This window comes from uncultured Arthrobacter sp. (assembly GCF_964021775.1).
Taxonomy (GTDB): domain Bacteria; phylum Actinomycetota; class Actinomycetes; order Actinomycetales; family Micrococcaceae; genus Arthrobacter.
In genome coordinates this window covers 358706-376950 of sequence record NZ_CAXHZI010000001.1, presented here as the reverse complement: position 1 = coordinate 376950, position 18245 = coordinate 358706, and the positions used below count along the sequence as shown (strand labels likewise).

The following is an 18245-nucleotide window of genomic DNA, read 5'->3' as shown; positions in this document are numbered from 1 at the left end:
ACGTGCCGGGACAATACATCTAGGGGGCGCTCCGATGGACCGGCATGGGACCCGCGAGCAGAGCGGCGGAACTTCTTGAGGCGGCGTCTGGTAATCCAGGGGATCGATTCATGCGGCGCCGCAGCGGACCTATTGGACCAATTGGCTTCCGCTGAGTACGAGTTGGTGTCGCGCAGCCGGAGAGCCCTGGCTGGGCCGGTTAGACTACGTCATGGCAACGGCTTGGTCCGCTGATGGACCGGGTACGCATATGTTGAAACGAACAGTTGGAGATGGGAACTAGCCTTGTTAGGCACTGGGGGAGTGGACTGGTTATCTCGAGACTCTTGGATTGGCCTATTGGCCAGTAGGCCTCGGCCCGAACCTGACGGGTTCGTTGTGGCAGCTTTTCAGGTCGCCGATTCAGGGTGCAAGCCATTTCTTGGTCTAGCCGACGATGGCAACCAGTACTGGATCAAGCATGTTGGCAATGACCACGGCATTCAGTCCTTGGTCGTTGAGCGGGTGGTGGCAGCCGTAGGCGACATGATTCTCGCCCCTGTCAGACCGATCGCATTGCTGGAAATTCACCCTAAAATGGCCTTGGACGAGACGCTCCGTGCGGCCTTCGTCCGCCCGGGGTTAGCGGCTCTTCACGGTTCATGGGGAAAGTGATTCCCCGGATGAGTGTCATGCCGCCGTCCGGACGGCACTTCTCATGAGGATAATCGATTTATAGTTCCCGGCGTTTCGGTAGCCGCGCGCGGTTCGTTTGATGTGCTTGATGCTGGTGTTGTTGGCCTCGACCCTGCCGGTGGTTGCGCCGGTGACGATGAGGACTTCGATCTCGTTCCACCATCGGCAAACGGTGCGGTAGAGCTTGTTCGTTTCCGGCCGTCCGGCCGCGTCCACGAGCACTTTGAGTTCCTCTTTCGCGGCGGCCGCGTCGGCCAGGGAATCGGTGCGCAGCAGCGCCCTGAGCTGTTCTTTGACCTTCCACACCGCTTGCAGCCTGCCGGTCGCGTCGTCGGCGGCGAAGACCTCCTCCAGCCGGTGGGCTGCCTTCTCGGTGAGTGTGTCGCGGGCGCGCAGGAGCAGCATGCGGTGGGCCCAGGCCTTGTCCACGCCGCGTCCGCGGCGGCCCTTGACCTGCTGGGAGAGGTTCTGCCGGGCCTCTGTCACCGCCTGGTTGGCCAGGGACACCAGATGGAAGTGATCGACGGCAACAGCGGTGCGGGGCAGCCACATCCTCAACGCCTTGCGGAACGCAGCTGACGGGTCGATCGCGACCACCTGCACGCCCAGCCGCCAGGCCAGCGGGCGGGCGAAGAGCCAGTCCCCGACGCCCCTGTGGTCCCGGCCGTCGACCACGCCCAGGACCTGCCCTGTGTCCAGGTCAACGATGGTTGTCATCCACGGCTCATGCCGGATCCACGTGCTCGACCCGGGGTCGCGGAAGAATCTCACGGACCGGAACCGGTGTTCATCGATGCCCAGCATCCGCGGCCTGAGCTCATCCACATCCGGCAGGGTAAGAAGACAGGCTTCGGTCAGCGCGGCGCGGACCATCCACCAGGACACCGCGAACGCAGCGGCGGTCTCGGACACGGCCCGGCCGGAGCTGATGACCGCGTCAACGACGTGGTCCCGGAGCCTGCCGGTGGACCGGGCCCGGCGCGGGACTTGGGCAGTGGATTCGAAGAATGAGAGCCGGGAACACTTGGGTTCCTCGCAGTACCAGCGGTACTTGGACCAGAGCACTTCGAGGGCGCCGGCGACGGGGATGTCCCGGATGCGCTGGAAGCGCCGTTCCTTCCGCCGCGTCGCCACGACACCGCAGCTCGGGCAGCCCGGTGGCTGATCCGTTTCGACAATGACCCGGCGCCTGCCGTCGTCCAGAACGGTCGCGGAGATGACACGGTAGTCAGGCAGGTTGAAGATGCTGGTGGCAGCGTCGGACGCCACAACGATAGGCTCAGTCAAGGCTCGTGGTCCTGTTCCTGGTTTGAATGCTAGACACACTCATCCCAGCAGGGCCACGGGCCCCTTCTTTATCTACGACACGGAGTCATTTCCCCACGAACCACGAAGAGCCGGGTTAGCCCACGCTTCGCTCCACCTGGATGACGCAATTGAGAAGGAAGAGCTCACAAATACAAGGGATGACGGTAACCGCTACCGTCAACCCAGGTTCATCGCGCTATGGGAGCTATTCGCAGGGGAGGATCCCCAGTGGTTGTACTGCAAAGACGATGACTTCTCAGTTTGGACTTTCGACCATGGGTTCTGGGTAACTGGGGGCGAGTTAGGGAACTGGTCCGGAGACGATCTCGCGGGCATGGCGGCCGTCACCTCCCCATGGGAACACTCCGTTGCCGCTATGGATGCAGCCACTTTCCACGATGTCGCCAACTCCATTGAAAGCTTGACCGTGGACGATCTCATCGGAGCGGTCGCGACAGTTCCGATAGTATGGGGCGTCCCGGACCGAGACCTAGAGACTCTCGCATGGTGGGTCTATTGTCGGAGACAACAGACGGCTCAGAGCATGCGAGTTCTAAGCAAGTCGGCGTCTAGGAGGTGAGAGATGTTCTACAACTATTGGATTATCCGTTACCTACCCAACGTGGTCAGGGGCGAGTTTGTTAACATTGGTCTCCTCGTCGGAAGCGACGACGCTGACTGGGGTTTTCGTGAGGTAACACACCTGCGTCGGGCCAGCCGGCTGGGTGGTGATCCGAGCATTGCTCGATATTGGCTCAGTGAGCTGAAGCGAATGGTCGACAGCGCGTCGGAGGGTGCAGAGCGAACTCAGCGGAAAACGCTGTGGACGCCCGCATCACACCGCTCCGAGACGATTTCCGAAGCAACTGTCCAGCGCCTGCGCGGACGACTAAATAACGCTGTTCAGATATCCTCCGGCCGGACCGTGATGTCTGATTCAGCGGACGATGCCCTGGATCTCTTGTTCGACGTACTAATCGAGGATCCGATGGTGACCCGCCGGGCTCAATTTAGGTCTCACATATCCCGGGAAATCGAAGAGTCTTTCTACCGATCCGTAGGAACCCGTAGTTCCGCCCGTGTCGCTCGCGGTCCGTCAATATCAGTTGGGAAATCGGCGAAGAAAGCGGATCTAGCAATTGCGGACGATCGCGTAGAGCAATTAACAAAAGCATGGTCCTTCAACCTTACTGACGTTGAGAAGGTGGAGACAGAGATCCAAGCCTGGGCATACTTCATGGAGCACATCCAGGATCACGGGGGCATGATGACCACTGTGGATGGGCGTAAAGTGTCCGTGCCGGAGGACGTCAATTTTCGTGTGATCTACGAGTCACCAACCGACGTGCAGCGCAGGCGGCATGTAGATGCCGCACTCGACATCTGGCAGCGGATACCGCATTTGAAGGTTTTTTCTGAAGACCAAACTCAAGAATTTGTGCGGGACACAGTGCTGCTACTTTCGTAGCCGGATCGTTCCCTCTATGACCGGTGAGAGTATTTAGGACTCGTTCCGCTGTGCCTGCCTGTAATGGAACCTTCTCATGGTCTACTCGACCAGCGGCCCGGAGTCGCGAGGACTTGCCCCGCGGCTCCAGCAGCCCGTTCTGGTCCAGCCGCACATGCGGGATATCGAGATGTGCGAGGATGAGTCTGCGTTGGATAGAGCCAACACCAGGCGCGGCCCCCGAGTATTCCTGCACCCGTTGGCCGCGCCTCCGTTCCGGGCCTTCAAGTCCCATGCGGCGACCTACCTCGGCACCACGGGGCTGCTGAGCATGAGCCCGGGGTAATCCCCGTGCTTACTTGGCGCAGAAGGAACCGGGGCCACCGTGGCGTCTCGTATGGAATCGGCGTGGTTCCGAACTCATCCTTCTTATGGAGAGCAAAATGTAGAGCAGTGGGCTCAGTCGGAGGTGTTGGGGGCGCGAGAGCGTACGCGCTTCTACTGGGCGCAGTTTCTCCGCCGCGCTGGCAGACATCATGGGTTGTCGCTGTGGTGGTTTAAGTAGGACACCTGCAGGATGAAGTAACTACTCGTCGGGGTGGAGATCGAGAGCTTCCCGAATCGCTGGGGGGACGTAGCGATCACCCCTGAGTACAGCCCCATCTTTCCCCAACCGAACAGAGCCATCAAGGTTCGATTTGGACATGTTAGCCTCGTGGATTGCGGTAAATACCCGATCAAAATCGATGCCAAGCTGAAGTGCTGCACCTAGCGCGACATACACCACGTCAGCAATCCCATCCGCGACCTTTACTATGTCCCGTTCTTCAATACCGACGAGGAACTCATCGACCTCCTCCAGTAGTTTCGCCCGAATTAACTCGATCTCTTGGTGGTCGACATCGATAGTGGGTGCGGTCCGGATAGGACGCCCCACCATGTTCAGGAAATCGCGAACTTGATCTATTTGTGACATGCTGGTTTCCTTCTTAATCACGAGCATATTCGTCGCGCAAAACGGCGAGTGCAGCAGAATAAGCCCGGTCCAAATTCCCGGCCTCACTCAGGGTCTGATGGAGTCGCGGATGTATAAAGACGCGCATTCTCTTTACGTGCAGCTCAAACGACTCGCGTTGTTTCTCGAGGAATGGAGAAATCTTGAACAGATCTCCAATTGCTTCTCGACCATCATCCGTATATACCAAGATTTGACCTCCAGCTTCCTCGCGGTTCGGTCTTGGTATATCTAATAAAACCTCACCAGGGCGAACGTTCAATCCAGGATGGACCTGTTGTAGCGCGTCCCTGATCAGATCGGTCACGGTTGAGTCGTCAAAGGCAGACATTCTCCGCAGCTGCTGAAACACGCGCCGGTCAGGGGATCGGGATTGCAGGCGAGAGTCACCCGAAATCGTCACGAGGCGCTTGTAGATAGCGCGTTGTGACTGATGAATTGCAGCCATTGGATTGACAGAGCGGTCCGAAGATGCCTTGCCAATCTGCATCTTCTCAAAGCGAGCGTTGATCCAGGACAGAGCTTCTTGGCCGCTCAGATGAAACGTGTCGGTTAAGTAGTCATCGAAGGGGAGCTCTTCAGCCTTGAGGAGCTCGCCGATCTGATACTTTAGCATTGCCTGAAGTGCCCGGTTTGTACGATGCCAGTATGCCGTCTGAATGCTCCAGTAGCGAGTCAGAACACCCATTTCGAGATAGGAAATAGCCTTTTCCTTTACTCCCACCAATATGGAGGAACCGAACGTCGTCCAGTCGTCGTGGTGTGGAAGTACCAAGGACTCGAAAATGGCGGCAGGCTCGATGGCACGTCCAAAGGGGAGGCCTGTTGCGACGCTGTCGCCAGAAAGATAGGCCAGTTTGTCGACGTCAACTGGGCCAGCATGAAGTCCGCTGAGAAGTCCCTCGAGAGGAGTCCTGGGCTTTGATTGTCTCTCTCGTATCTCAGCCCAAGATGCGGGTACGGTCGATTCGAAGATCTCCTTTAGCGTTGCGCCGCTTCCGTCTTTCATTCCAGCAATTCGCGAGCCTGTTGAAATGTCGGACAAGCCCATTATCCGATCCAGCAATGCCCCATCGTTAACCAGGCCGGCCGACTTGATTAACGCATTATGCTTTTCGTCAATTATAAAGTCTTCGAACATGTGAAGGAAATGGTAGTGACCCAATGAGCTAACAGCAGACGAGAAAAGGGCAACTTCAATGTCTTTCGGTGAGGCCGCAATGCGAAAACGCCAGTCGGAAAGAAGGTTAGTTAGCGCAGACCTCGTGAGCTCGTAGCCGTGCAGTGCGTGTACGAATCGTGTATTGCTGGCGCCAGGCAGGACATAGTGCAAAAGATCAAGTTGGGGAAGGTGATGCAAGCGCTGAAAAACCGGATGAGAAGTTATCCTATCAACTCGGCTGGTTGTCGCCACCCTGGTGTTTCGAAATGGTATAACGACTCCACTCGGAAGAATGGGCGAAAGCTCCGGAACTCCCAAAGGTGCCATTTTCGAATCAATAAGCTGCCTGAATGCCTGCAGTACTTGACTGGCGCTGCGGTACTTACCCGAAGACTGCGCTCCATGCAGATTGTCGGAAATATACTTCAATCCCATTATTTGAGGCGCATCGATGGACTCCGCGAGCTTCTCTACAATTGCGGAGTTACTGAGTAGCTTTGAGATTATTACCGATAGGGAGTGCAAGTCTTGATAAGGAAAGTGCCGACGTAGCTCACTCTTGAATATTACGTTGTTCGTCCAATTTGCCACTACCAGTTTTAGGGCGGGGTGCACATAGTCGGTCGTGGTGTAGAAGTAGATTTTTTCTCTATTTTCGGCAGAAGGGGGCTCCGCAGGAAAGTACTTACTTGAGCCGAGATCAACAATTGTTGTGATGATCTGACGTTCGTTTCCAAAAATTCTTTCGGTAACTAAGACGTTCTCAGGCTTGATGTCAGCATGCATGACCCCGCGGCTATGCATGTAGGAGAGTGCTTCTAGCAGTTGAGTGACAGATTCCAAAATGTCGGATCCTGACGTATCCTCGCCTGTTGCAAACTCAAGCAGGTCTCGACCGACTACGAATTCGGTTGCCATGTACGGGTACGTTTTGCCGTCTTCTAACGTGATATCGGCAAAATCGGATATGCTCACAATGTTTTCATGCCGCAGTTGTGACAGTTGAATGACCTCATTGCGGAAGCTCGCGATGAATTTATCGTGGTCTACGGAACTAGACAAGTCATCTCGCGGCACTATGAACTTGATGGCGCGCGTTAAGGTCCCGCGATATTTGGACTTGAAAACCATACTTGACCCCCCCTCGCCGACAGGTTCCCAGATCGAATTCGAACCGGAAACTTTCTTCTCGATGGAGTACTCAGGAGGCAACGCGGTGATCAGTTGATCTATCAAGTCGGCGCGAGAAGTCATGCACTTATCCATCCAATTTGAGGGGCGGCCGGCGTCGCTTCGATTCCGGATTACGCAGTCGCTGTAAACGCTACCCCATGGTGACGACCGCCTGACCCGAGCTGGCACCATTCGGATGCCTCCGGCGCACTTTCGACATCTACGTCACCGAGGATCTTCGGGTTCCCGCAACGTGGGCCCGGACGCTAAAGCCGACGACCCCACTGAGCGGGCCGTTTACACCAGCGGCCAGGGATACCGCATGCCCGTCCGGTCTACCGGCAGCGCTCCCGCGACCAGCATCCGCTGGACACGGCGCTGCAGGGCGGTGACCTCGTCGTCGTCGAGCAGTGCCGCCAATTCGGCGGGGACGGCCTCGGCCAGCGGGGCGATGTCTTCAAGAGCCCGTGGTCGATGCCCCACACCCGGCCGTCAAAGCCGCGCAGTACATGGCCGCTTTTGCGGTCCGTGTTATTGGCGATGTAGTCGAACAGGGCGATCCGGGCCAGTTCGCTGTGGGTCTCGGGTGCGTCCTCGAACAGGGTGAAGTAGTGCTCCTGGAAATCGCAGTCGATGAACCACTGCAGCGACCCCGCGCCCAAGGGAGCGTCTTCCCGGATCACCGTGGGCGGGACGAAGCCCCAGCCCAGCGATTCGCTCAGCAGGTAGGCGGCGCGTTCACGTTTGTAGAGCCCGGGTTCGAAATCGGAGAGCGGACGTTCGCCGGCCTCCGGCTTGTAGACCGCGTACCCTTCGTCCTCGCCGCAGGTGACCTGGACCAGGAACGTCTGGTTGCTGCTGCGCGGGATGAGGCCGAGCAGCTCGATGCTGCCCTCGGTCAACAGGGTCAGTTCCCGGCCAGACACGGTCCCTCCCGCCTCGGAAGCCAAGTCATGACGCCCGGAGCCCACTCAACGGTTCCGAGGACGAATTCACCATCAGCACCGCGGGATCCTGGCCCTCCACGAATGAAACAGCAGACACCGAGCCCGGGCTGATCACAATCCGCTGGAACAAGTCCAGCGGCGTGCCCAGGGCATGGGCCACCGCGGCCTTGATGGGATCGGCGTGCGAGAAGCACACCACCACGCCCCCGGCGTGGGCCGCGGACAGCGTCTCCATCGCCCCGACGATCCGGGCCTGCATCTCCGGGAAGCTCTCGCCGTCCGGGAAGCGGAACTGGGACGGGCTGTGCTGCACGGTCTGCCACTCCGGCAGCGCCGCCAGGTCCGCGATCGCGGAACCGGTCCAGCCGCCGAAATCGCACTCCAGCAGCCCGTCGTCGTGTTTCACTGCCAAACCCGTGCGCGCCGCCGTCGGCTCGGCCGTCTCGCACGCGCGCTCCAGCGGAGAGGAATAAAGGGCATCCACCGGTAGGCCGGAGAGGCGCTCCGCGACCCGGTCGGCCTGGGCCCGGCCACGGTCGGACAGATGCAGTCCCGGCGCCCTGCCCGGCAGCACCATGCCCGTCGTCGGCGTCTCCCCGTGGCGAACCAGAAGCAGGAGCGTGCCCTGCCGTGGGGGTTCCGCCGAAGGTCCAGGCGTTGGTGCAGTCATCAAGATTCAGCCTAAGCCGGGCAACAGCCCAAAGCGCAGGAATCTCAGGAAATTCCTCGATTACTCGCCGGGTTCAGGTCTACGGTGGAGGAGTGAGTGATCGCCCCGAAATCTTCACTGTTGGTGAACTGCGCGCCTCCGGCCACGTCCACAAGGACCTGCGCCGCGAGATCCGCGACAACCTGCTGGCCGCGCTCGCCGCCGGCCGCGACCCCTGGCCCGGGATGTACGGCTTCAGCCGCACCGTCCTGCCCCAGCTCGAACGCGCCCTGCTGGCCGGGCACGACGTCGTCCTGCTCGGCGAACGCGGGCAGGGCAAAACCCGGCTGCTGCGCACCCTGGCCGGGCTGCTGGACGAGTGGTCGCCCGTGATCGAGGACTCGGAACTGAACGAACACCCGTACGAGCCCATCACCGAGCACTCCCGCGCCCGTGCCCTCACCGAGGGGGACCGGCTGCGGGTGGCGTGGCGCCACCGCTCGGAACGGTACGTCGAGAAGCTCGCGACGCCGGACACCTCCGTGGCGGACCTGATCGGCGACGTCGACCCCATGCGGGTGGCCGAGGGCCGCCGCCTGGGCGACCCGGAAACCATCCACTACGGGCTGGTCCCGCGCTCCAACCGCGGCATCATCGCCATCAACGAACTCCCCGACCTGGCCGAGCGGATCCAGGTCTCCATGCTCAACGTGATGGAGGAACGCGACATCCAGATCCGCGGCTACGTGCTGCGGCTGCCGCTGGACGTCCTGGTGGTCGCGTCCGCCAACCCGGAGGACTACACCAACCGGGGCAGGATCATCACGCCGCTGCGGGACCGCTTCGGCGCCGAGATCCGCACCCATTACCCGATCGAGCTCGACGACGAGGTGGCCGTCATCCGGCAGGAGGGCCACCTGATGGCCGGCGTTCCGCCCGTCATCCTCGAAATCCTGGCCCGCTACACCCGGGCGCTGCGGCAGTCCCCGGCGATCAACCAGACCTCCGGGGTGTCCGCGCGGTTCGCGATCGCCGGCGCCGAAACCGTCGCCGCGGCCGCCCTGCGCCGCGCCAGCGTCCGCGGCGAGGACCAGGCCGTCGCCCGGATCATCGACCTCGACGCCGCCGTGGAGGTCCTCGCCGGGAAAATCGAGTTCGAATCCGGCGAAGAAGGCCGGGAACAGGACATCCTGGACCACCTACTGCGCATGGCCACCGCCGAAGCCGTCCGGGCGCACTTCCACGGCCTCGACATGGGCGACCTCGTCGCCGCCCTCGACGGCCACACCACGGTCACCACCGGGGAGCTGGTCACCGCGCGGGAGTTCCTCGACAACCTCCCGTCACTCAACGGATCAAGCCTCTACGACGACATCGGGGAGCGCCTCGGCGCGGAAAACGACGGGCAGCGCGCCGCCGCCGTCGAACTGGCCCTCGAAGGCCTCTACCTCGCCCGGCGGATCTCCAAGGACTCCGACGACGAGGCGACCGTCTACGGGTAACGCAGCTAAGGAGGGCCCATGACCGCTCACCACCGGTCCCGGTACAGCCGCTACGCGGGCGGGCCCGATCCGCTCGCCCCGCCGGTGGACCTGGCGGAGGCGCTAGACGCCGTCGCCGAGGACGTCATGGCCGGCTACTCGCCCCGGCACGCCCTGCAGGAATACCTGCGCCGCGGCGGCCGCAACCGGGAAGGGCTCGACGAGCTCGCCGGCCGCGTCCAGCAGCGGCGCAAGGACCTGCTGGGCCGGCACAAGCTGGACGGTACCCTCAACGAGGTCCAGAAACTGCTGGACACGGCGGTGCTGGAGGAGCGCAAACAGCTGGCCCGCGACGTCCGGATGGACGACACGGACCGCGCCTTCCGCGAGATGCAGCTGCAGAACCTGCCCACCTCCACGGCGGCAGCAGTCAACGAACTCGCCTCCTACGACTGGCAGTCCAGCACCGCCCGGGAGGCCTACGAGCAGATCAAGGACCTGCTGGGCCGGGAGATCCTGGACCAGCGCTTCGCCGGCATGAAGCAGGCGCTCGAAGGCGCCACCGAGGAGGACCGCGCCGCCGTCTCGGAGATGCTGGGCGACCTCAACGAGTTGCTCGACAAACACCGCCGCGGCGAGGACACGAACGAGGACTTCCAGGATTTCATGGCCAAGCACGGCCAGTTCTTCCCGGAGAACCCGCAGTCCGTCGAGGAGCTGGTGGACGCCCTGGCCCAGCGCGCGGCCGCCGCCCAGCGGATGCTGCGCTCCATGTCCGCCGAGCAGCGCGAGGAACTAATGCGGCTTTCCGCCCAGGCGTTCGGCTCGCCGGAGCTTATGGCACAGCTGGGCCAACTCGATGCCAACCTGCAGGCGCTGCGCCCTGGGGAGAACTGGTCCGGCTCGGAACGCTTTGAGGGCGAGGAGGGGCTGGGCCTCGGCGACGGCACCGGCGTGCTGCAGGACCTCGCCGAACTGGACGAGCTCGCCGAACAGCTATCCCAGTCCTACAACGGCTCCCGCCTGGACGACCTGGACCTGGACGCCCTCGCCCGCCAGCTCGGACAGGACGCGGCGGTGTCCGCCCGCACTTTGGCGGAGATCGAGCGGGCCATGCACGACGGCGGTTTCCTCCAGCGCGGCGCCGACGGCGACCTGAAGCTCTCCCCACAGGCCATGCGCCGGCTGGGCCGGTCGCTGCTGCGCGACACCGCCAAGCAACTCTCCGGCCGGCAGGGCCGCCGCGACACCCGCGCCGCCGGGGCAGCGGGGGAGCAGACCGGCTCCAGCCGGCCGTGGGAGTTCGGCGACGCCGAACCCTGGGACGTCACCCGGACCATCACCAACGCGATGCGCCGCACCATCGCCGACGGCGGGGACCCGCGCCACGGCCTGCGCCTGGCCGTGGACGACATCGAGGTGACCGAGACGGAGGCGCGCACGCAGGCCGCCGTCGCCCTGCTGGTGGATGTGTCCTTTTCGATGGCGGCCGAGGGGCGCTGGGTGCCGATGAAACGGACCGCGCTCGCCCTGCACCACCTTGTGTCCACCAAGTTCCGCGGCGACCGGCTGCAGCTGATCAGCTTTGGCCGTTACGCGCAGACCATGGACATCGGCGAGCTCACCGCCCTTCCGGCCTTCCGGGAACAGGGCACCAACCTGCACCACGGGCTGTTGCTGGCCGGCCGGTTCTTCCGCCAGCACCCGTCCATGCAGCCGGTCCTGCTGGTGGTGACCGACGGCGAACCCACCGCGCACCTGGAGGCCGACGGCGAGTCGTGGTTCAACTGGCCGCCCGACGCCGAGACCATCCGCGTGACGGTGGCCGAGCTGGACCGCCTCGGCCGGGCCGGCACCCAGGCGACGTTCTTCCGGCTGGGCCACGACCCGGGCTTGGAGCGGTTCGTCGCGCGGATGGCCCGCCGGGTCGACGGCCGGGTGGTGGCGCCGGACACCGGAGACCTGGGCGCCGCCGTCGTCGGGGAGTACCTCCGTGCGCACTTCCGCGGCCGGGCGTACGGCGACGAGGACTGGGCCGGATAGGGACTCAGGACTGTGGAAGGCACGAGAACTGAGTCATGTTGTCCATTGGAGCGTTCGCGCAGATCGGCCAGGTCACCCACCGAATGCTGCGGCACTGGGACAACTCAGGCCTGTTGGTTCCCGGGGTCGGTCTCTTCCATAAACCGGATCCTGGTTGTTAATCTTGGCCATGGTCGATGTATTCATTTGGTTTTTCGCGATCCTCATGGTCCTTGGCCTGCTCTGGCTGATCCGGGTGATCGTCCGCTGGACGCCGCCTAGCGCACGCCCGGCGACTGTGCGGCTGCCGCCGCCCGTGATGCAGCCGCCGCCCGTGATGCAGCCGGCGCCTCCGGCCGCTGCGCCGGGCTACCTGCCCAAGTGGGACGGCACGCGCCGGTGGGCGGTCCATGAGGACAAGGCAGCGTGGGACGGGGCCTTCGAGGCTCTTGTGAGCCCGCCGGTGCCGCCCAAGCCGACCCCGACCCCGGACGAGGCCGCCGTCTTCGCCCGGCTGCGGGACAGGCTGGACCATCTGTAGGGTCAACCGGCGACCTTGCCTCGCCGAGCCGGAGGTCTGCGTGGGAGTAGCAGCTCAAAGGCTGCTCCTCATGATGAAGCCATGACTTCCGACGATTCTGCAGGCAGCCGGAGGCCGAGGAGGGCGACACCGGACGACGCCGCCGTCGTTGCCGGGTTGCTCCATGATTTCAACACTGAATTCTCGACGCCGACGCCCGGCGCTCAGGAGCTCGAATCACGATTGACGCAACTCCTGGCGGGCGATGACGTGGTGGTCCTGCTGACCGGCGAGCCAGCGAGCGGGGTTGCGGTACTGAGTTTCCGGGCCAACGTCTGGTACCGGGGGCCGGTCGCGATCCTCGACGAACTCTACGTCCGCCCGGAGCTCCGCGGTCATCGCCTGGGAAGCGCTCTCCTGGACGCGGCCCTCGAGTTGGTGCGCGACCGTGGCGGCGCACTCCTTGAGATCAACGTGGACGGCGAGGACGCCGATGCACGCCGTTTCTATGAAGCTCGCGGGTTCACCAATACCGAACCCAACCAGACAGACCAATGCTTTACTACTATCGCGAGCTCTGAAACGGGGCCCGTCGTTAACCACGGAAGAAGGGTCTCCTGAATGGCCGGAATGCCACCAGCCACGCTGGAAGTGAATGACGCCGTCGTCCAGTGCCTCGTCCGGGACCAGCGGCCCGACCTCGCCGATCGTCCCCTGGTGCGGGTCGCGAACGGCTGGGACAACGCGACCTTCCGGCTCGGCGACGACCTGGCCGTCCGGCTGCCGCGCAGAGCGGAGGCCGTGCCGCTGATCCTTCATGAGCAGCGCTACCTTCCGGACATAGCCCTCCGCTCCCCGGTGGCGGTTCCCGTCCCCGTCCATGCCGGCCGGCCGACGTCGGACTTTCCCTGGCCGTGGAGCATCGTGCGGTGGGTACCCGGAGCCGCCGCGACGGACGTCGGCCCCGCAGGCCGCGGGCCGGCCGCTGAAGGCCTAGCGGATTTCCTCCTCGCCCTTCACGTGCCCGCCGAACCCGGCGTGCCGGTGAATCCTGTCCGCGGCGTGCCGCTGCTGGAGCGTGACACTGTGGTGGTGGAACGGCTCCGGGACGGCGAACGCTACCCGCAGGCGGCTGCGCTGAGAGCGGTGTGGGCGCAGGCCTGTGCAGCCAAGGTCTGGGACAGTCCGCCGATGATGCTCCACGGGGACCTCCACCCGGGCAATGTCCTGCTGGCTGAGGGCGGCTCGCTCGCCGGCGTAATCGATTTCGGCGACGTAGGGGCCGGGGACCCGGCTGTCGATCTTGCGGTGGGATGGCTGATGTTCGACGCCGGCGCCCGCCACCGCTTTATGGACGCCTTTGGCCCCGCAGTGGACGGGGACACCTGGACCCGGGCCCGGGGCTGGGCTCTCGCCCTGTCCACCGCCCTGCTGAGCAACTCCGACGACAATCCGCGGATGTTCTCCGTGGGGGAGTTCGGGATCCGGCAGATCCTGGAAGGCTGACCCCGGGAACCAAAAGGCCTCCCTCGGCCCCACACGCCAATGGTCCTTCCCCGTTCACCCGCCAGCCACCAGTACGCCCTCCGGCGTTCTCCCGAGGCCAGCAGTCTTTTCACGCCCCCCTTTTGCCCGGCGCGTCCCATGTGCCCGGGCGGAGAATGCCCTGCCTTCAAGGAGTACTCCGTGTTCGTGAAAAGCACCCTCGCCGCCGTCGCCGTCCTTGCCTCCCTGGCCGGGACAGCAGCGGCCCCTGCCCAGGCAGAGGCGACCAAGCCGGCTCCCGTCGTCGTCGGCCAGCCGCTCGCCCAGGCGCACGCGCACAACGACTACGAGCAGGACCGCCCCCTGTTCGATGCGCTGGAGCATGGCTTCACCAGCGTGGAAGCGGACGTGTGGCTGGTGGACGGCGAGCTGCGGGTGGCCCACGACCGGGAGGACGTCCGGCCCGGCGTTACCCTCGAGAGCCTCTACCTCGATCCGCTCCAGGACCTGGTCCGCGGCCAAGGCCACAGCGTCTACCCGAAATGGGGCGGCAGCCTGCAGCTTCTGATCGACATCAAGAGCGACGGCGAATCCACCTACGCCGCAATCGAGCAGGAACTGGCCAAGCACCGCGACATCATGAGCCGCTACAGCCACGGCAGCACCAAGACCGGCCCGGTCGCCGCGGTCATCAGCGGAAACCGCCCGCTGGCCACCATGCAGGCACAGGAGACGCGGTTCAGCTTCTACGATGGCCGCTCCGCGGACCTCACCTCCGGAATTCCTGCCGGCCTGATGCCGCTGGTCAGCGACAACTGGACCAAGCTCTTCACCTGGCAGGGCGTGGGCCCCATGCCGGAGGCCGAGCGTGCCAAACTGCGGGCCTACGTGGCCGATGCGCACGCCAACGGCTACCGCGTCCGCTTCTGGGCCACCCCGGACATGCCCGGCGCCGCACGCGACGCCGTCTGGAACGAACTCTTCGACGCCGGCGTGGACCACATCAACACCGACGACCTCGCCGCGCTGCAGCAGTTCCTGACCGCCCGCGGGGCCTGAGCCGCGCACCCCGACCCCGCAAAAGAGGAACACCGCCATGCCTTCAAAGACCATCACAACGACGACGGCGGCAGCCGTCCTGGCGCTCGGCCTCCTTGCGTCCCAGCCCGCCACCGCCGCCGACAGCACCGCCGACGGCACCGCCACCGGCACCGCCGACAGCCGGGCGTTCTCGTTCGGCGTGATCGGCGACATCCCCTACGGCGAGGCCGAAATCGCGAAGTTCCCCGCCCGCATCCAGGACATCAACAACGACGGCGCGCTGAAGTTCGTCACCCACGTGGGCGACATCAAGAACGGCTCCTCGGTCTGCTCGGACGAGTACTTCGCGAACATCCGCACGCAGTTCGACTCCTTTGAGCACCCGCTGGTCTATACCCCGGGCGACAACGAATGGGTGGACTGCCACCGCGCCAACAACGGCGCCTACAACCCGCTGGAACGGCTGGACAAGCTGCGGGAGGTCTTCTTCGACGAGCCCGGCAAGACCCTGGGCGCCACCATGCCGGTCAAGACCCAGGCGGACCTCGGGCTACCGGAAAACGTCCGCTTCACCCAGAACCGCGTGGCGTTTTCCGTGCTGAATATCCAGGGCAGCAACAACTCGCTGCAGCCGTGGACCGGTCTCGGCGAAACCGCCGCCACGCCCGGGCAGGTGGCCGAAGTAGAGCACCGGACGGACGCCGTCGTGGCCCAGATCCACGACACGTTCGCTGACGCCGAACGCCGCAACGACCGCGCCGTCGTCCTGATGACCCAGGCCGACATGTTCGACCCCTCCCAGCTCGCCGCCGCGACCGCCAACCCGGACACCGTGTCCGGCTTCCGCGAAATCGTGCAGGCCATCATCGACGAAACCAACAGCTTCGACGCCCCGGTTTACCTCATCAACGGCGACAGCCACGTCTTCGCCGAGAACCGGCCGCTCGCGGAGGGCTCACCCTGGCTGGACATCTACGGCCAGCCCGCCGCCGACGACCTGCAGCGCATCACCGTGGACGGATCCGCCAACGCCACCAACTACGTCAGGTTCACTGTCGCCGGCAACGACGCCGATGGCGCGGGCGTTCTGGCCTGGGAAAGGGTCCCCTTCAGCCGATAGGCGCCGACGCAGGCGGACGACGGCGGGCGGTCCCGCCGTCGTCCGCTTAGGTGACTTCTTCTCAACTCACCGGGCGGGTTGATCGGGCCTGCTTGCTGCCGCGATGATGCCGTTTGCAGAACGGGAGACTTTCGTCCAGCTTGAACCGGCCCCATGCACCGCCCCCGACCTCGACGGGTACGGTCCCGGCGCCGATCGACCAGTCACCTTAGCCGGGCAGGTAGCGTCACTGCGCGCGCACGTCGAGAACGAACACGGGGGCGGACCCGTCCACCTCGTCGGACACTCGATAGGAAGCGTGCACGCCTTCACCTTGGCGGATCGATCGCCTTGGCTGGTCGCCTCCGTCACCTCCGTCGAGGGCAACTTTTCCCTCGCCGATGCGTTCTGGTCAAAGTCCATCTCCGCCCTGTCCGAGGACCAAGCCCGGTTGTCGATCGAATCTCGGCTCTCTGATCCACGCGGATCCTGACCGGTGACAATATCCCGGTCGCCGAGGGAGACCTGGCACGGGCCCGCGAAGCCCTTGCCTATCAGCCGTGGCGAACGGTTTGGGAGTCGGCGAAGGCGATCGTCGGCGCCACTTCGGGACCGGACTATGAGCAGCTGCTCCGAAGCGTCTTCGCGTCCAGGCCGGTTCATCTGCTCGCCGGACAGAGGTCGGCGGAAGACTGGCACACGGCCCCCCGGGGACTGGGATAAGCTCGCTTGCGATCGGAACAAGCATCGATTTCAACTCTGAGCGGCGGACAATTCCTTGGATCTACTGGGCGGCATGAGCCTCGACAACCTGCGCCTCTTCCCCTGGGTTGCGGCCATCGTCTTCGTGCTCGCGGCAGGCCTATGGCGTCCGCGCCGGTTCCATTGGACCGCGCTTGGATCCGTCCTGCTCTTCGCCGCCCTCAAAGCAGGCGCCGGGATCTACGTCCTGAACCACTTCGATGATCCGCGCTGGTCCGGGGGAGAGCAGCGGCTGAGCGCGCCGTCGTTTGCCGGGACGCCTGTCGTGGGCCAGTTTCTGGGTCCCTTGGATTCCGCCCTGAACGGTGTGGTCGGCGGCGTGAACGAGTTCCTGGCATTCAAGCAGGCCCTTCCTGTCGCCTTGGACTTCCTGGCCGTGTCCGGCTGGGCGCTGCTGGTGTCGTTCCCGCTGGCCGTTCTCGCCGCCGGCATCAGTTTCGCCATGGCCAGGCGCCGGGCGGCGGAGTTCGCAAGGTACCGCGCCACCGTCGACCGGCTCGAGGAGGAGCTTGAGCAGGTCAAACGGCAGGTCGCGTTGATGAATCCGGTCAATACGTCCTAATCGAGCAGGCTCACCACGGCCTGTGCGAACGCGCCCGGGTCCTCCTGCGGGACGTTGTGTCCAATGCGCGGCAGCAGGATTTCCCTGTAGGGGCCGGTGAAACGGTCCCGGCCGGCGCTCGCCGCCGGGCCGCCGACGCCGTCGTCCCCGCTCTCCAGCACCACCGTGGGAACGGTGATGCTCGGCTCCTGGGCGATCAAGTCCTCGAGCCGCTGGTACTGAGGGTCGCCGTCGGCCAGTCCGTAACGGTGGCGGTAGGAGTGGATGACGACGTCGGTGAAGTCGGGGTTGTGCAGGCTCGGGGCGCTGGCGGGAAACTCCCCGCGCGCCCCGGCCCAGGAGGGCGACCAGGTGCGCCACAGCAGCTCGCACAGTTCGTCCCGGTTCCGTTCCAGCCCGCGGCGGCCGCGCTCAGAGTGGAAGTAGTACTGATACCAATAGCTCCGCTCCCATTCCGGGTTCATGGGATCGCCGGACCGGGCCAGGTTGTGCATGTTGTACCCGTTGACGGTGACGAGGCCGGCGACGCGGTCGGGTTCCAGCGCCGCCACGATGCACGCGGCCCGGCCGCCCCAGTCGTAGCCGGCAACGACTGCCTTCTCGATGCTGAGGGCATCCAGAAAGTCGATCAGATCCTGTGCGAGGGCCGCCTGCTGTCCTGAGCGCATGGTCGCGGGGTCGAGGAAACGGGTCGGGCCGAAGCCGCGGAGGTATGGCGCCAGCACAAAGGCGCCCTCCCCGGCGAGGATCGCGGCGACGTCGTCGTAGGCCCGGACGTCGTAGGGGAATCCGTGCAGCAGGACGACCGGCGTTCCGCGCGGATCGCCGGTGGACTCGTAGCCGACGTCCAGGACGGGGGTTTGGGCGCGGCCCGAGGAGGTAAAGCTCATAATGCCG

At 64.1% G+C, this 18245-nt stretch carries 15 protein-coding genes and 2 pseudogenes; 11 read left to right on the top strand and 6 right to left on the bottom strand.

The features are described 5' to 3' along the window. Window positions 1-378 precede the first annotated feature (378 nt). Window positions 379-654, top strand: a complete 276-nt coding sequence (locus tag ABIN76_RS01775) for a hypothetical protein (protein WP_346957999.1) — start codon at window positions 379-381, stop codon at window positions 652-654. Between the two features lie 15 nt (window positions 655-669). On the opposite strand, the gene ABIN76_RS01770 is transcribed toward ABIN76_RS01775, so the two are convergent. After that, window positions 670-1962, bottom strand: a complete 1293-nt coding sequence (locus ABIN76_RS01770) for an ISL3 family transposase (protein WP_346957998.1) — start codon at window positions 1960-1962, stop codon at window positions 670-672. A gap of 604 nt (window positions 1963-2566) precedes the next feature. Here ABIN76_RS01770 and ABIN76_RS01765 point away from each other — a divergent pair. Further along, window positions 2567-3451 carry a DUF3037 domain-containing protein gene (locus ABIN76_RS01765; protein ID WP_346957997.1) on the top strand — a complete coding sequence of 295 codons (885 nt, stop codon included), beginning with the start codon at window positions 2567-2569 and terminating at the stop codon, window positions 3449-3451. Between the two features lie 565 nt (window positions 3452-4016). Here ABIN76_RS01765 and ABIN76_RS01760 read toward each other — a convergent pair. The 4 genes and pseudogenes from ABIN76_RS01760 to ABIN76_RS01745 form a co-directional block, all read right to left on the bottom strand. After that, on the bottom strand, window positions 4017-4427 hold the full coding sequence (locus tag ABIN76_RS01760) for a nucleoside triphosphate pyrophosphohydrolase family protein (protein ID WP_346957996.1): 411 nt from the start codon (window positions 4425-4427) through the stop codon (window positions 4017-4019). Further along, window positions 4420-6861 (bottom strand): protein kinase, encoded by a 2442-nt coding sequence (locus tag ABIN76_RS01755; RefSeq protein WP_346957995.1) that lies wholly within the window; start codon window positions 6859-6861, stop codon window positions 4420-4422. The genes ABIN76_RS01760 and ABIN76_RS01755 overlap by 8 nt, the downstream gene beginning before the upstream one ends. A 216-nt stretch (window positions 6862-7077) precedes the next feature. After that, window positions 7078-7706, bottom strand: a pseudogene (locus ABIN76_RS01750) (phosphatidylinositol kinase). Between the two features lie 25 nt (window positions 7707-7731). Further along, on the bottom strand, window positions 7732-8397 hold the full coding sequence (locus tag ABIN76_RS01745; RefSeq protein ID WP_346957994.1) for an MSMEG_4193 family putative phosphomutase: 666 nt from the start codon (window positions 8395-8397) through the stop codon (window positions 7732-7734). 92 nt (window positions 8398-8489) lie between these two features. Between ABIN76_RS01745 and ABIN76_RS01740 the strand changes: the two genes are divergently transcribed. The 9 genes and pseudogenes from ABIN76_RS01740 (at window position 8490) to ABIN76_RS01700 (ending at window position 17348) form a co-directional block, all read left to right on the top strand. Next, on the top strand, window positions 8490-9878 hold the full coding sequence (locus tag ABIN76_RS01740; RefSeq protein WP_346957993.1) for a sigma 54-interacting transcriptional regulator: 1389 nt from the start codon (window positions 8490-8492) through the stop codon (window positions 9876-9878). Between the two features lie 18 nt (window positions 9879-9896). After that, entirely contained in the window at window positions 9897-11900 is a 2004-nt protein-coding gene (locus ABIN76_RS01735; protein WP_346957992.1) for a VWA domain-containing protein, read from the top strand. Window positions 11901-11935: 35 nt separating this feature from the next. After that, on the top strand, window positions 11936-12061 hold the full coding sequence (locus ABIN76_RS01730) for a MerR family transcriptional regulator (protein ID WP_346957991.1): 126 nt from the start codon (window positions 11936-11938) through the stop codon (window positions 12059-12061). An 8-nt stretch (window positions 12062-12069) separates the two neighbouring features. Further along, window positions 12070-12420 carry a hypothetical protein gene (locus tag ABIN76_RS01725; protein WP_346957990.1) on the top strand — a complete coding sequence of 117 codons (351 nt, stop codon included), beginning with the start codon at window positions 12070-12072 and terminating at the stop codon, window positions 12418-12420. An 81-nt stretch (window positions 12421-12501) separates the two neighbouring features. Continuing rightward, window positions 12502-12980: pseudogene (locus ABIN76_RS01720) on the top strand (GNAT family N-acetyltransferase). Window positions 12981-13020: 40 nt separating this feature from the next. Beyond that, window positions 13021-13905 carry an aminoglycoside phosphotransferase family protein gene (locus ABIN76_RS01715; RefSeq protein ID WP_346957989.1) on the top strand — a complete coding sequence of 295 codons (885 nt, stop codon included), beginning with the start codon at window positions 13021-13023 and terminating at the stop codon, window positions 13903-13905. Between the two features lie 180 nt (window positions 13906-14085). Then, the gene (locus tag ABIN76_RS01710) at window positions 14086-14943 is read left to right on the top strand and encodes a phosphatidylinositol-specific phospholipase C/glycerophosphodiester phosphodiesterase family protein (RefSeq protein ID WP_346957988.1); all 858 of its coding nucleotides are present in this window, start codon (window positions 14086-14088) and stop codon (window positions 14941-14943) included. Window positions 14944-14980: 37 nt separating this feature from the next. Next, on the top strand, window positions 14981-16045 hold the full coding sequence (locus tag ABIN76_RS01705; protein WP_346957987.1) for a hypothetical protein: 1065 nt from the start codon (window positions 14981-14983) through the stop codon (window positions 16043-16045). A 775-nt stretch (window positions 16046-16820) separates the two neighbouring features. After that, the gene (locus ABIN76_RS01700) at window positions 16821-17348 is read left to right on the top strand and encodes a hypothetical protein (RefSeq protein WP_346957986.1); all 528 of its coding nucleotides are present in this window, start codon (window positions 16821-16823) and stop codon (window positions 17346-17348) included. Here the strand turns inward: ABIN76_RS01700 and ABIN76_RS01695 are convergent. After that, complete coding sequence (locus tag ABIN76_RS01695) at window positions 17345-18238, bottom strand: alpha/beta hydrolase (protein WP_346957985.1); 894 nt, start codon at window positions 18236-18238, stop codon at window positions 17345-17347. The two genes, ABIN76_RS01700 and ABIN76_RS01695, sit on opposite strands and share 4 nt — an antisense overlap. Window positions 18239-18245: the final 7 nt, after the last annotated feature.

Excerpts from the sequence above, each read along its gene's own strand:
- ABIN76_RS01765 (WP_346957997.1), top strand. The coding sequence starts at position 2,567 with ATGTTCTACAACTATTGGATTATCCGTTACCTACCCAACGTGGTCAGG.
- ABIN76_RS01755 (WP_346957995.1), bottom strand. The coding sequence starts at position 6,861 with ATGACTTCTCGCGCCGACTTGATAGATCAACTGATCACCGCGTTGCCT.
- ABIN76_RS01745 (WP_346957994.1), bottom strand. The coding sequence starts at position 8,397 with ATGACTGCACCAACGCCTGGACCTTCGGCGGAACCCCCACGGCAGGGC.
- ABIN76_RS01735 (WP_346957992.1), top strand. The coding sequence starts at position 9,897 with ATGACCGCTCACCACCGGTCCCGGTACAGCCGCTACGCGGGCGGGCCC.
- ABIN76_RS01730 (WP_346957991.1), top strand. The coding sequence starts at position 11,936 with ATGTTGTCCATTGGAGCGTTCGCGCAGATCGGCCAGGTCACCCACCGA.
- ABIN76_RS01725 (WP_346957990.1), top strand. The coding sequence starts at position 12,070 with ATGGTCGATGTATTCATTTGGTTTTTCGCGATCCTCATGGTCCTTGGC.
- ABIN76_RS01715 (WP_346957989.1), top strand. The coding sequence starts at position 13,021 with ATGGCCGGAATGCCACCAGCCACGCTGGAAGTGAATGACGCCGTCGTC.
- ABIN76_RS01705 (WP_346957987.1), top strand. The coding sequence starts at position 14,981 with ATGCCTTCAAAGACCATCACAACGACGACGGCGGCAGCCGTCCTGGCG.
- ABIN76_RS01700 (WP_346957986.1), top strand. The coding sequence starts at position 16,821 with ATGAGCCTCGACAACCTGCGCCTCTTCCCCTGGGTTGCGGCCATCGTC.
- ABIN76_RS01695 (WP_346957985.1), bottom strand. The coding sequence starts at position 18,238 with ATGAGCTTTACCTCCTCGGGCCGCGCCCAAACCCCCGTCCTGGACGTC.